This is a genomic window from Paenibacillus sp. LT-B23 (assembly GCF_059417685.1).
The window spans coordinates 285,368-298,811 of the sequence record NZ_JBSQBM010000003.1 but is presented as its reverse complement, the minus strand read 5'-3'; the positions used below and the strand labels follow the sequence as shown (position 1 = coordinate 298,811).

12 protein-coding genes are annotated in these 13,444 nt (G+C 47.6%); all 12 read right to left on the bottom strand.

Annotated features, from left to right (window positions below):
• Positions 1-10: 10 nt before the first annotated feature.
• The 12 genes from fliI to dprA all read right to left on the bottom strand — a co-directional run bounded on the left by fliI (position 11) and on the right by dprA (position 13,407).
• Positions 11-1,330 carry a flagellar protein export ATPase FliI gene (fliI, locus tag ACWXW9_RS06250; RefSeq protein ID WP_494928727.1) on the bottom strand — a complete coding sequence of 440 codons (1,320 nt, stop codon included), beginning with the start codon at positions 1,328-1,330 and terminating at the stop codon, positions 11-13.
• A complete protein-coding gene (locus ACWXW9_RS06245) occupies positions 1,317-2,153 on the bottom strand; it encodes a FliH/SctL family protein (protein WP_494928726.1) in 837 nt (278 codons plus the stop codon). Before ACWXW9_RS06245 ends, fliI begins: the two co-directional genes overlap by 14 nt.
• Positions 2,146-3,162 carry a flagellar motor switch protein FliG gene (gene fliG / locus ACWXW9_RS06240; protein ID WP_025684924.1) on the bottom strand — a complete coding sequence of 339 codons (1,017 nt, stop codon included), beginning with the start codon at positions 3,160-3,162 and terminating at the stop codon, positions 2,146-2,148. The genes ACWXW9_RS06245 and fliG overlap by 8 nt, the downstream gene beginning before the upstream one ends.
• A gap of 11 nt (positions 3,163-3,173) precedes the next feature.
• Positions 3,174-4,760, bottom strand: coding sequence for a flagellar basal-body MS-ring/collar protein FliF (gene fliF / locus ACWXW9_RS06235; protein ID WP_494928725.1), 1,587 nt, complete (start codon positions 4,758-4,760; stop codon positions 3,174-3,176).
• Between the two features lie 35 nt (positions 4,761-4,795).
• Positions 4,796-5,110, bottom strand: a complete 315-nt coding sequence (gene fliE, locus ACWXW9_RS06230; protein WP_431089414.1) for a flagellar hook-basal body complex protein FliE — start codon at positions 5,108-5,110, stop codon at positions 4,796-4,798.
• A gap of 39 nt (positions 5,111-5,149) precedes the next feature.
• Entirely contained in the window at positions 5,150-5,602 is a 453-nt protein-coding gene (flgC, locus tag ACWXW9_RS06225; RefSeq protein WP_014281074.1) for a flagellar basal body rod protein FlgC, read from the bottom strand.
• Between the two features lie 6 nt (positions 5,603-5,608).
• The gene (gene flgB, locus ACWXW9_RS06220) at positions 5,609-6,016 is read right to left on the bottom strand and encodes a flagellar basal body rod protein FlgB (RefSeq protein WP_134910154.1); all 408 of its coding nucleotides are present in this window, start codon (positions 6,014-6,016) and stop codon (positions 5,609-5,611) included.
• A gap of 407 nt (positions 6,017-6,423) precedes the next feature.
• Positions 6,424-7,824: an ATP-dependent protease ATPase subunit HslU gene (gene hslU / locus ACWXW9_RS06215; RefSeq protein WP_494928724.1), complete on the bottom strand. Its 1,401-nt coding sequence runs from the start codon at positions 7,822-7,824 to the stop codon at positions 6,424-6,426.
• 36 nt (positions 7,825-7,860) lie between these two features.
• Positions 7,861-8,403: an ATP-dependent protease subunit HslV gene (gene hslV, locus ACWXW9_RS06210; RefSeq protein WP_014281071.1), complete on the bottom strand. Its 543-nt coding sequence runs from the start codon at positions 8,401-8,403 to the stop codon at positions 7,861-7,863.
• Positions 8,404-8,429: 26 nt separating this feature from the next.
• Positions 8,430-9,770 carry an FADH(2)-oxidizing methylenetetrahydrofolate--tRNA-(uracil(54)-C(5))-methyltransferase TrmFO gene (gene trmFO / locus ACWXW9_RS06205; RefSeq protein WP_494928723.1) on the bottom strand — a complete coding sequence of 447 codons (1,341 nt, stop codon included), beginning with the start codon at positions 9,768-9,770 and terminating at the stop codon, positions 8,430-8,432.
• A 27-nt stretch (positions 9,771-9,797) separates the two neighbouring features.
• Positions 9,798-11,900: a type I DNA topoisomerase gene (gene topA / locus ACWXW9_RS06200; RefSeq protein WP_494928722.1), complete on the bottom strand. Its 2,103-nt coding sequence runs from the start codon at positions 11,898-11,900 to the stop codon at positions 9,798-9,800.
• Positions 11,901-12,288: 388 nt separating this feature from the next.
• The gene (gene dprA / locus ACWXW9_RS06195) at positions 12,289-13,407 is read right to left on the bottom strand and encodes a DNA-processing protein DprA (RefSeq protein ID WP_494928721.1); all 1,119 of its coding nucleotides are present in this window, start codon (positions 13,405-13,407) and stop codon (positions 12,289-12,291) included.
• Between the last annotated feature and the right edge of the window lie 37 nt (positions 13,408-13,444).

The following is a 13,444-nucleotide window of genomic DNA, read 5'->3' as shown; positions in this document are numbered from 1 at the left end:
CGTTCAACCTTCATCTCCTCGTAAATTCAGAAATCAAACGCTCACGTACCTCGTCCAGCTCAGCTTTTTCATCTGTTCTTTGCCTTGTAAAATCCCATATATCCCGTATACGCTCCATGGATTCGTCAATTTCTGCATTCGAACCCTGCTGATAAGCCCCGATGTTAATCAAGTCCTCTGAATCTTTATAAACCGCCATCAGGCGCTTAATATTTTCGGCAGCGTCAATCTGATCACGTGGTGCAATGTCCTTCATGACCCGGCTAATGCTGGCTAACACATCAATCGCAGGAAAATGTCCCTTATTCGCAATTCCCCGGTTGAGCACAATGTGTCCATCCAAGATCCCGCGCACCGCATCCGCGATGGGTTCATTCATGTCATCACCATCAACCAGTACCGTATAAAAGGCAGTTATAGAGCCGGTTGGCCCGGTTCCCGCACGTTCCAGCAACTTGGGCAAACTGGCGAATACGGAAGGGGTATAACCCCTCATCGCCGGTGGCTCCCCGACAGCCAGTCCTACTTCACGCTGCGCCATTGCATACCGGGTAACCGAGTCCATCATCAGCATGACGTTCAAGCCGCGATCCCGAAAGTATTCAGCGATCGTCGTTGCAATGAGCGCACCTTTAATGCGGATCAATGCAGGTTGGTCGGAAGTGGCTACGATGACTACTGAGCGTTCAAGCCCTTCCGGACCCAAATCCCGTTCAATAAAGTCCAACACCTCGCGTCCACGTTCCCCGATCAGAGCGATTACGTTCACATCTGCTTCCGTATTACGGGCAATCATTCCCATCAGGGTACTCTTACCTACACCAGAGCCGGCGAAAATACCGACCCGTTGTCCTTTACCGATAGTAAGCAATCCATCGATGGCTCGTACACCGATACTGATCGGCTCCTGTACACGTGGGCGACTCAGTGGATTGGATGGAATGTTGAAGGTCGAGTATCTCGCCATCCGTGAGGGAATCAACGAGCCGTCCAGAGGTTGGCCCAAACCGTCCAGCACTTTGCCCAACAGCTCCGATCCCACCTGTACGTTCAATGGCTTCCCTGTTCCTACGACATCACAACCGGGTCCAATGGATTGCAGTTCTCCAAGCGGCATCAAAAGTACCTTGTTGTCTCTAAAGCCTACGACCTCCGCTTGCAGTGGCTTAGCCGTTTTACCCGGATAAATGTAACAGACATCCCCTATACTGGCGTCCGGACCTTCCGATTCCACCATCAAACCGATAACCTGTGTCACCTTACCGTTTACCCGAACCGGGTCCAGTTGTCGCAAATGATCCATGTAGCGCTGCGCATTAAGCCCCTTCATGTCTTCGCTCCTCGTTCTCGTGTGCCAGACGCAGCAGTTCCTTTTTGATTTCAGCCAGCTGTGTATCTATCCGCGCATCCACACTTCCAAAGGAAGAACGAATGACACAGCCGCGATCCTTCACAGTACCATCAGGAATAATTTGCAGTTCTGCCTGCGAATCGACAGTTAATGACAATTCTTCGCGTGCTCCTTGCACAAATGCGAAATGCTGAGGCGACACACACAACGTAATTGTTCCTTTTTCCCGCTTACGAGCCAGATTATTACGAATGAGCTCAATTGTATATTCCGGCTCCATGCTAAGCTGTTTTTCAATGACTTTCTCAGCAATAGCACTACTCAGCTCGACCAGAAAAGGCTCAGCCTCCTGAATCAGTTGTTCCTTGGTCTCATAGGCCTGACGCAAAATATCCTGCGCCTCTACCATCATCTGTTCCGATTTCGCCTGAAGCTCAGCCTCAGCCAATTTCTGACCTTCCTCATAGCCTTGCTGAAACCCGTCAGCCTTTAAGGACTCTGTTAACTGCTCGTCCTGCTCACGGCGTTCCTGCCACCAGGCTTCTATCTGCTGCTGCGCCTCCTGAAGCATCCGTTCCGCTTCTTCAGCCGCCTCACGAACCTGCCGTTCAGCAAAATCCTTGGCATCATTCAGCATTTCATCCCGGAGCCGTTCAGTCTCGTAATCTCTCTGTGGTTCCGGCTCCATATGTTCAGTTATGACTTCCTCTTCCGACGTTTCAGGCGCATACGAATGTGCCACATCAATGGTTTTCAAAGCTTCAACAGGCACATATTGGAAAGATTTGATCAAGTTAGACAATGATGTCATCTCCTCCGCCGCGTGCGATTATAATCTCACCGGCCTCTTCCAATCTGCGGATCGTCGATACGATGCGAGTCTGCGCTTCTTCCACATCACGCAGCCGTACCGGTCCCATATACTCCATTTCCTCTTTGAAGGTTTCTGCCATCCGTTTCGACATATTTCGGAAGATCACATCGCGTACCTCTTCGCTGGACACTTTAAGCGCCAACTGCAAATCGGCATTGTCGATATCGCGGATAATACGTTGAATGGAACGGTTGTCCACATTGACGATATCCTCGAATACGAACATTCTTTTCTTGATTTCTTCGGCCAGTTCAGGGTCCTGAATTTCAAGCGAGTCAAGAATCGTACGCTCGGTTCCTCGGTCTACGCCATTCAAAATCTGAACAATGGACTCGATACCGCCCGCATTCGTGTAATCCTGTGTCGCGGTTGCCGACAGCTTTTGCTCCAGCACACGTTCCACTTGTGAAATGACTTCCGGCGAAGTGCTGTCCATTACAGCAACACGTCTGGCCACATCAGCCTGCTTTTCCTGTGGCAGGGACGACAGAATCGCTGCCGCCTGCTCAAATTGCAAGTACGAGAGAACGAGAGCAATCGTCTGTGGATTTTCATTCTGTATAAAGTTTAAAATCTGGTTTGGATCAGCCTTGCGGGCAAAATCGAACGGTCTCACCTGCAACGTCGCCGTCAGACGGTTAATGACCTCAACTGCTTTTTGTGACCCGAGTGCCTTTTCCAATATCTCTTTGGCATAATTGATGCCGCCTTGGGAAATGTACTCCTGAGCCAAACAAATTTGATGAAACTCAGCCATAATCGAATCTTTTTCCGTTGCATCAACCTTCCTCACATTGGCGATTTCCAATGTAAGTTGCTCAATCTCTTCATCACGCAAATGCTTGAATATTTGAGCAGATACTTCCGGCCCCATCGTGATTAGCAGAATTGCCGCTTTTTGTCTTCCCGTTAAACCTTGACTGCTTGCCTTTGCCAATGAACTCACCTCTATTCGTCAGCCAGCCATGTACGAAGCAGATTGACGAATTCGTCGGGTTTCTTTTTCGCCAGACTCTCAAGCTGTTTACGCACTTGACTTTCATTTGTCACACTTTCCATGGTAATGGACGGGAACTCCGTCGGGGTTGGCATAAGCTGCAGATCTTCTTCCAGTTCTTCTTCTTGCTGCTTACGACGACCGCGTACAATCAGGAAGATTACACCTGCCAACAGTGCCAGTACAGCAGCCCCGATGCCCCATACCCAAGGGTTGGAAGCCGAGAAAAACGTGTTGGTGTTCGCTGGCGCCGGTACGGTTTGAGAGAACACTGAAACTTTTTTGGCTAAATCAGCGTCTGTAATAGTAACGCCGGAATTCGCTAATGAAGCTCTTACGATATTAACCAAGATGTTTTGGATTGCGGCCTGAGTTGCAGCATCCAAAGTTTGTTGCCCCGTTGGTGGTTCAACTGCTACATTAATGGTTAAATCTTTTACAGTGTACGGACTTTGGATAATATCCTTCGCAATTCGGTTAACTTCGTAGTTAATTGTGCTTGAGCTCTTGTCTGAGCTTGTGTTGCCCGAATTGCTTCCTCCAGGGTAACCAGGTACATCCTGTGTTCCTGTGCCTGCGACTCCTCCGGTTTGTCCACTACTGCCAGTGTAGCTTTCCTGAATTTGCTGGGCGCTGATTTCAATGCCCTTCATTTTCGTTTGATCAACCGGTGTGACCAGTTGTTCTTTCGACGTTACTTTGTCGAAATTTAACTGTGACATAACCAGCACATTCACTTTGTCTTCGCCAACAATTTTCGACAAAAATTGTTGGACATTATTCCTTACATCGCTCTCAAACTTCTTCTGGAGAGCCATGTTTTCCTGAACACCGCTGGAGAGACCTCCCTGGCCGCCCTTGGCCGTTGGAATCAGTTCATACTCCTTATTGGTGATCGTAATGTTTTCTACAGGCAAATTCGGCACAGCCGTCTTTACCAGATTAAAGTATCCGTCGATGGCTTGCTGATTCGGCGTAAAGCCAGGTTCGAATTCCATTTGAATCGAAGCAGATGCTTTGTCCTTTTCTTCAAGTCCGGCAAAAATGTTTTCCTTCGGCATATTAATGACAACTTTGGCGCTTTGGACGCCATCCATCCGTTCCAACAGTTGCTGCACTTCGCCGTTCAATGCGTTATTGTACTTCACATTGAATTCGTTCTCTGTCATGCCAATTGCCGAGGAGGACTGGTCAAAGGCACTCATGCCGATTGAACCCTTCTGAATTAGGCCCTGAGACCCAACATCTACCTTTGCCTTATCCGCGCTTGCGGTTGGAACTGCAATTTGCGTCCCTCCAGCATTGAGTTGATACGGTATACCCGCAGAATCGAGATATTTAATGACCCCGGCAGCATCGTTTGTATTTAAATCTCGGAATGCCACTTCATACTCGGTTTTGGTAAACTGCATCGTTAGTACTACAATAGCAATGATAATGAATGCCAATGTCGAAACAAGTAATATCTTCTGTTTTTTGCTGAAATTATTCCAATACCCGGAAATCTTATCCCGATATTGGGCGATTCTCTCGTTCACTCCGTCACCCCATCCGAAACTTTGCTAGACCCTCTTTACATCTGTGTACGCATGATCTCCTGATAGGCTTCAATCGCTTTGTTTCGGACTTGAGTAGTAAGCTGCAGAGAAAGCAGCGCTTGTTGGGAAGTAATCAAGACCTGATCAACATCAACTTTTCCTGCCATGAACTGGTCGGACATCGTGTGTGTAGCGGCTTCCTGCTGCCCTACTTCATTGAGCGCATCCTTTAGGAACGAACCAAAATCCTTCAAGGATTCGGAAGGCGTCGATTTCGTCAACTCATTGTTAGGCGATTGAATTTGCTGTATTACCGGTGTCTGTACATTAAACATGGCGTTCTGGATCATGTTTTACTCTCCCTATTCTGTAGTTAGTAGTCCTGGAACTTAGCGACCGATTTCAAGTGCCTTGGAAACCATTGCCTTGGATGCATTCAGAGCTGTTACATTGGCTTCGTAAGAGCGTGTTGCGGAAATCATGTCTACCATTTCTTTCATAATGTCTACATTAGGCATATATACATAGCCATCTTTATCAGCATCCGGGTGACCCGGATTGTACACAGGCTTCAAAGGTGACTGATCTTCCTGTATTTGCGAAACCTTGACGCCAGCGGCGCCCGTGCCATTTCCTTCCATTTGAGCCTGCAAAACATCGGCAAACCGAGATTGGTTAGGCTCCAAAACAACCGTTTTTCTCCGATATGGAACCGCTTGTCCATTCTCCACTTTTGCCCGTGTTGTCTCTGCGTTGGCAATGTTGCTTGATATGACATCCATCCGCAACCTTTGGGCCGTAAGAGCAGATGCGCTGATATCAAAGCCGTTGTTAATCTTCACCTGGTCCTATCTCCCTTCTACCGCTGTTCTCATCATTTTGATGCGCTCAATAATTTCTTGGATGTAGGTATTATATCTTAGTTGATTCTCAGCCATAAGGCTCATTTCTCTGTCGATATCCACGTTATTCATATTGTTGTTCATGACAGAATACCCATCTTTGGTAACCACAGCATCTGGAATGGAGTTCGCAGGTCCTATTTGAAAATGTTTCGCATTGGTTACTTTTCCACGTAATGGTGTCACGTCGCCACCCATTTGCTGCTGAAGCAATTCTTCAAATGAGACCTCTGAACGCTTAAAATACGGGGTATCCTCATTGGAAATGTTGTTGGCCATCACACGTTGTCTCGTATTTGCCGCCTGAACACCTGCCTGAAGTTTTTGGAAGCTCATATCACCCAGCAGATTCATTTAGCTCCTCCTTCCAGCGTCTACTCCAAAGTAAGATTCAATAAAACAAGATTTTTCACTTTTTTTCGACAATTAAATTTCATAATTATACATTTCTCTTAGGTCTTAAGTAGAAAATAATTGCTTTGTGTCATATATTCTAAGTTTCGTAGAGTTGGGACCTAATTACAATAAGAAAAAAGCCCTATCTTTTTTAAAAAAGAGGGCTTTCGATGCATAAAATGTTAAATTTTTCAGGTTTTTTTCAATAAAATGAATGTTTTCTTAGCACTTTGCACCTGTAAAAGAATATACGTCCTACTTTTGGAATAGACAGAAAAATCATCAAAGGGAGGTTCATCTAGGTCTATATGACGGTGCAAGATAGTGTTATTCTAGACAACGCATCCTATTTTAAAAGCTCCCACTCATAAAATATACTGACTAAGGTCCCTGTTTTGGGCAATATCACCCAGCTTCTCCCGAACATATTCCGGGGTAATGATCATACGGTCCAAAGTAAGCTCCGGAGCCTCGAAGGACAAATCCTCCAGCAACTTCTCCAAAATGGTATGCAAGCGGCGCGCACCGATATTTTCCGTGTTCCGGTTTACAGACTCGGCAATGCTGGCAATTTCACGGATAGCTTCTGCCGAAAATTCTACTTCAATCTCTTCGGTACGAAGCAAATCCGTGTATTGCTTGGTCAGCGCATTTTTGGGCTCTGTCAAAATGGATACAAATTCATCCAATGTGAGACTGCTCAGTTCAACACGGATTGGAAAACGTCCCTGCAACTCAGGGATCAGATCAGAAGGCTTAGCAACATGAAAAGCTCCAGCGGCGATAAACAGAATATAATCTGTCCTTACCGGGCCGTATTTAGTCATAATGGTAGAACCCTCGACAATAGGCAAAATATCGCGCTGGACACCTTCTCTAGACACATCAGGACCACTGCCCTTACCCTGGCTGGCAATCTTGTCGATTTCATCTATAAAAATGATACCGGATTGTTCAGCACGCTTCACGGACTCCTGAATGACATCATCCATGTCGATCAGCTTGGCAGCCTCATCCTGAATTAGCACCTTGCGGGCTTCCTTCACCGGCAACTTGCGCTTTTTGGTTCGCTTTGGCAGAAAGCTTCCGAACATTTCCTGCATGTTCATGCCCATTTGCTCATTTCCCTGCCCAGCAAACATATCCAGCATATTGGGTGCGGTATCCTCCACATCAATCTCAATAACTTCATCCTCAAGCTTGCCGGACAACAGATCGAATTTAGCCTTACGCCGTTTCTCAGCCAAGGATGCGTCCTGTTGCGGGGGTTCTTCCTCTGGCGAATTCCCGGTGTTATTGCCAAACAGCATTTCAAAGGGATTACGTTGGGATTTATTCGATTTCTCCGCAGGTACAAGAATGCTGACAATCCGTTCATTCGCCATGTCCTCGGCTTTGTCCTTCACATTCTCCGTCCGCTCTGCTTTAACGATGCGAATCGAGGTTTCCATCAAGTCACGTACCATAGATTCCACATCCCGGCCGACATAACCCACTTCTGTAAATTTAGTCGCCTCTACCTTAACAAAAGGAGCTCCCACGAGCCGGGCCAGTCTGCGTGCAATTTCGGTTTTACCCACGCCCGTCGGACCGATCATCAAAATATTTTTGGGCACAATTTCATCCCGGATATCGTCCGGCAGCTTGCTGCGCCGATAACGGTTGCGCAAGGCAACGGCAACGGATTTTTTAGCCTGCTTCTGTCCGACAATATATTTATCCAGCTCGGATACAACTTGTCTGGGCGTCAACGATTGATTATTCATTTTGCACTCCTCCACCCTTGGATACTCAGAGCCGATTTACAGTTCTTCCACGATAATCTGATTGTTCGTATACACGCATATCTCCGACGCAACCTCCAGCGCTTCCCGGGCCATATCCTTTGCCTCCATGCCGGAGCCATGACGCTTGAATGCACGCGCCGCCGCCAATGCAAAATTACCGCCTGAGCCGATCGCAAGCACATCATCGTCCGGCTCGATAATTTCACCACCCCCGGAAATGAGTAGCATTCCGGATTGATCCATAACAATCATCAAAGCCTCCAGCTTACGCAGGATACGGTCCTGCCGCCAATCCTTAGCCAGTTCCACCGCGGCCCGCTGAAGATTGCCGTGATGTTCCTCCAGCTTGTTTTCAAACTTTTCAAACAATGTGATGGCATCCGCCACTGAACCCGCAAAACCTGCAACCACCTGACCACGGTATAATCTGCGTACTTTTTTCGCCGTCTGCTTCATGACGACACTGTTACCGAACGTTACCTGACCATCACCCGCAATAGCTCCCTTGCCATTGTGGCGTACAGCACAGATGGTGGTAGCATGAAAGGACATATCCATAACGCGCTCCTCCTTTTCCTTCATCCTTATGTCTGTACTTCGGCTGACATAACTTCCGCTTCGTTAATATAACCACGCAAGCTTTCCAACGCACGGTTAGCAAGCGCTTCGTTCTTTTCCTTCTTGTTGCGGATACGCGTCTCCAGCTTTGGCAGCAGACCAAAGTTCGCATTCATCGGCTGAAAATGCTTGAAATCAGCGGTTGTGATGTAACGGGCCATGCTGCCCAGTGTCGTTTCCGCAGGGAATACAAACATTTCTTGTCCACGCGCCACACGCGCTGCATTCATCCCCGCCAGCAAACCCGAGGCCGCAGATTCTACGTACCCCTCCACTCCAGTCATTTGTCCGGCAAAGAACAAATTACTTCTGCCTTTGAACTGATAGGTCGGATGAAGCTGCTGTGGAGAGTTAATAAAGGTGTTGCGATGCATCACACCATAACGTACAAACTCTGCATTCTCCAGACCCGGTATCATGGAAAATACGCGCTTTTGCTCTCCCCATTTCAGATGAGTCTGGAAGCCAACCAGATTGTACAATGTACCCGCCGCATTATCCTGTCGAAGCTGTACAACGGCATATGGCAGCTCTCCTGTATGTGGATTCACGAGACCGACTGGTTTCATCGGCCCGAACAATGCCGTCTGCTTACCACGCTGCATCATCACTTCAATGGGCATACAGCCTTCGAAATAAATTTCCTTTTCGAATTCCTTAACTTGTGCCACCTCAGCCGTAATCAGCGCCTCATAAAAAGCATCAAATTCCGCTTCATTCATCGGACAGTTCAAGTAGGCTGCTTCTCCCTTATCGTAGCGGGAAGCCAGATAAACCTTACTCATGTCGATAGAGTCCTTCTCCACAATCGGGGCCGCTGCATCGTAAAAGTAAAAATATTCTTCTCCCATCAGCGATTTAATCTGCTCCGACAAAGCCGGAGAAGTTAAAGGCCCGGTAGCAATGACCACAATCCCATCCTGGGGAATTTCCTGAAGCTCCTCATTGACCACCTCAATAAGCGGATGTTGATGAAGGGTATCTGTAATATGTCCGGAAAATCCATCACGATCCACCGCCAGCGCACCACCTGCCGGAACAGCATGACGATCTGCGGCATTCAAAATCAAGGAGTTTAATATCCTCATTTCTTCTTTAAGCACACCTACCGCGTTGGTCAAACCATTTGCCCGTAAAGAATTGCTGCACACCAGCTCGGCAAATTTATCTGTATGATGCGCCGGTGTCTTAACAACCGGTCTCATTTCATATAGCTGGACAGGCACACCACGGCTTGCGATCTGCCAGGCAGCTTCGCTGCCCGCCAAACCTGCTCCGATGACTGTTACCTTTTGTAGTTCACTCACGTTTAAATCCCCCTGCTATTGTTGTTCTTATGAAGTCTCTACACCCTCGTCGCTATCTTCCAACATTTCACTGTGATCGCAGACGGTACAGTTGAGCTTCGTTCCTTGTTTGGTACGTTTCTCGACCATTAGGCCACCACAACTTGGACAAGGCTTAATGGACGGTTTATCCCAGGATACAAAATCGCACTCCGGATAACGGTCACATCCATAAAAGATGCGACCTTTTTTACTCCGCCGTTCCACAACATGGCCCTCACCACATGTAGGACAATTTATTCCGATATCCTTGACAATCGGCTTCGTATTACGGCAATCCGGGAATGCCGAGCAGGCCAGAAATTTACCAAAGCGGCCAAGCTTATACACCATCGGGCTGCCACATTTGTCACAAATGACATCGGATTCTTCATCCTTTATCTCAATTTCCTTCATTTCTTCCTCTGCCACTTCCAGACGCTTCTCAAACGACTCGTAAAAGTCACTCAAGACCTTGACCCAGTCTCCTTCGCCTTCTTCTACGTGGTCAAGATCACCTTCCATATTGGCCGTGAATTCCACGTTCAGAATTTCAGGAAAGAATTCCTCCATCTGCTCGATGACCAGTTCTCCCAGCTCTGTAGGGAAGAACTTCTTCTCTTCAATGGCGACATAGCCACGCTTCTGAATAGTTTCCAGTGTCGGTGCATACGTACTCGGACGTCCGATACCCAGTTCTTCCAGCGTTTTCACCAGTCGTGCCTCTGTATAACGGGGAGGCGGTTGCGTGAAATGCTGCTTCGGCTCAACCGATTCCTTTTTCAGCTTGTCGCCCGGTTTAAGCGGCGGCAGCAGCTTATCTTCTTCGGTTTTGCCATCGTCATTCCCCTCCACATACACTTTCATGAAGCCTGGAAAACGAACCTTCGAGCCGGCTGCCCGGAATATAGTCTCACCCGCTTCAATATCAACAGACAAGGTATCCATAATAGCGGAAGCCATCTGGCTGGCCATAAAACGCTCCCATACCAGTTTGTACAAACGGAACTGATCCCGGCTCATAAACGGCTTAACCGTTTCCGGGTCACGCAACGCGGAGGTTGGACGAATCGCTTCATGCGCATCCTGGGCGTTGGCCGCTTTTTTGGAATATTGACGAGGACTTTCAGGTACAAAATCTTCGCCATATTTCTGAATAATGAATTCCTTCGCTTCCTCTTGGGCCGAAACGGCTATTCGTGTGGAATCCGTACGCATATACGTAATCAGACCCACGGTTCCTTCTTTGCCCAAGTCCACACCCTCATACAACTGCTGGGCTACGGACATCGTTTTGGATGCACGGAAGTTGAGTTTCCGAGCCGCCTCTTGCTGCAAGGAGCTAGTCGTGAATGGTGGAGAAGGATTGCGCAAACGCTCTTTCTCTTTCACATCACGAACCTTATAAGACGACTTGCCGATAGCCTCCAGCACTTCTTGTACATTCGCTTCGCTGGAGAGCTCTTTCTTTTCGCCACGAAGCTGATGGAATTTCGCCTCAAAGGTACTGTCCTTAATCGCCAGTTTAGCTGTGATTGTCCAATACTCTTCCGGTACAAACTCATTAATCTCGTTTTCACGGTCCAGGATAATTTTCACGGCAACCGACTGCACGCGCCCTGCGGACAAGCCCTTCTTTACCTTTTTCCAAAGCAATGGACTGATTTTGTAGCCGACAAGCCGATCAAGGATCCGCCGTGCCTGTTGGGCATTGACCAAATCCATATTGATTTTGCGTGGTGTTTTAAATGCATCCTTAACCGCCTGCTTAGTGATCTCATTAAATACAACGCGGCAGTCTGCTGTATCGTCCAGATCCAGCGCATGCGCCAAATGCCAAGCGATAGCTTCGCCTTCGCGATCCGGGTCAGCCGCTAGGTATACTTTTTTTACTTTTTTTCTGGCATCCTTTAATTCTTTCAAAATCGAGCCTTTACCTCGAATGGTAATATATTTGGGATTAAAATCATTTTCGACCTCTACGCCGATCTGACTCTTTGGCAAATCCCTGATATGACCCATGGAAGCCTTGACGATATATTTACTGCCCAAGTATTTGCCGATCGTCTTCGCCTTGGAAGGCGATTCCACGATGACGAGTGAATCCGCCATAGGCTCTTCCTCCTCTCAATTACGTACAATTAGGATAGACTTCCTGAAACGTGGTGAGCTATAGTCCGTAGAGAAGCTACGCGATGGATTTGATCTTACAATCGCTGTTGTAACAGAATTCTTCGGATTATATAAGACATCCAGAGGTAATCCCACTAAGCTAATGCTTCCGATGCGAGCTTTCCTTTGGAATGCTATCAGGCGAACGCTGTCGCTTTTTCAGATTCAAATCCAACGCTTCGCTAGTACGAGCTATAAATTCAACACATTTCAGGAAGCGGGGAGGGAGCAGGAATCCGCTGTGCGGATAAATATCTAAACTCTCATCCCCGGATGTTTAATATTGAATTTGTACAATGACTACATTAAGGATTTGCAAAATTAACTATTAAATAAGTTTGTATTTTGTACCCGTAAGCTGGGCGATCCTTTTTTTTATGATTAACGATAACAGAACTGAGTGTAAAAGTCCAAAATCCCATGCAGTTGCTTCAAGCAGTTCATCCAGTGTCATGGTTCCTTGCTCCAGCAAAAGCACGACACGCTTTTCCTCGGGTGTCTCACTCGCTGGTGCTTTGGAGACCCCATTCACATCCAGACCCTGCTCTCTATTGTATGAAGAAACATCCCTTATACGCAAATCGGCTACGTACTCCTCTACAATATCCGAAGCTTCGGTGACCGTTTTAGCCCCTTGCTTAATCAGGCTTAACGTACCTCTACTCTTCGGTGATGTAATCGGCCCCGGAACGGCGAACACATCTCGATCCGCCTCCAACGCAGCATCGGCTGTAATTAGGGAACCGCTTCTCACATCTGCTTCCACCACAACGGTTCCCTGTGTCAGACCAGCAATGATCCGGTTACGCTGCGGAAACATTCCCGGATGCGATCTGGTACCTGGTGGATATTCCGATACAATCAAGCCTTTGCTCGCCATTTCTGCAAATAAAGATGCATTTTGGGGCGGGTAAATTTGATCAATCGCCGTTCCAAGAACCCCTATCGTATTGCCTCCCCGGCGCAGGGCAGCTTCGTGGCAAATACTGTCGATCCCTCTCGCCAATCCACTGACTACAGTAATGCCCGCATCACACAATCCCTCTGTCAGCATTTCGGCCACTCTGCGTCCATAAGCCGTAGGAATGCGGGTCCCCACCATAGCTACAGAGCATGTATGCAGAAGTGAAATGTCCCCTTTCGTATACAATACCCAAGGCGAGTCTACCGTTTCCTTCATTAATAGGGGATAATCTTCATCCACATAAGTTATCACTCCGATATCGCCGGATTGAACCCGCCGATATCTTTCATGTACCCAATCTTCGTCGTAACGTTGCACCGCTACGCGGGCCTGAGCAGGACTTAATCCTACCTCAATCCATTTCTGCTCGCTAAAATGCAGTAGTTCATGCAATCGGTAGTCACTCGACCAAATACGCTGAATTGTTTTTCTACCGATACCCTCTAATTCATGCAAACCCAGCAAAAGCCATCTTTCTTCCAAACTGCGGTTCCCCCATTCACGGGAAGAGTGAACCCTC

What these genes read in the sequence shown, in the direction of transcription:
- fliI (WP_494928727.1), bottom strand. Translation starts at nt 1,330, where the DNA reads ATGAAGGGGCTTAATGCGCAGCGCTACATGGATCATTTGCGACAACTG.
- fliE (WP_431089414.1), bottom strand. Translation starts at nt 5,110, where the DNA reads ATGATCCAGAACGCCATGTTTAATGTACAGACACCGGTAATACAGCAA.
- flgB (WP_134910154.1), bottom strand. Translation starts at nt 6,016, where the DNA reads ATGAATCTGCTGGGTGATATGAGCTTCCAAAAACTTCAGGCAGGTGTT.
- hslU (WP_494928724.1), bottom strand. Translation starts at nt 7,824, where the DNA reads ATGAATAATCAATCGTTGACGCCCAGACAAGTTGTATCCGAGCTGGAT.
- hslV (WP_014281071.1), bottom strand. Translation starts at nt 8,403, where the DNA reads ATGGATATGTCCTTTCATGCTACCACCATCTGTGCTGTACGCCACAAT.
- topA (WP_494928722.1), bottom strand. Translation starts at nt 11,900, where the DNA reads ATGGCGGATTCACTCGTCATCGTGGAATCGCCTTCCAAGGCGAAGACG.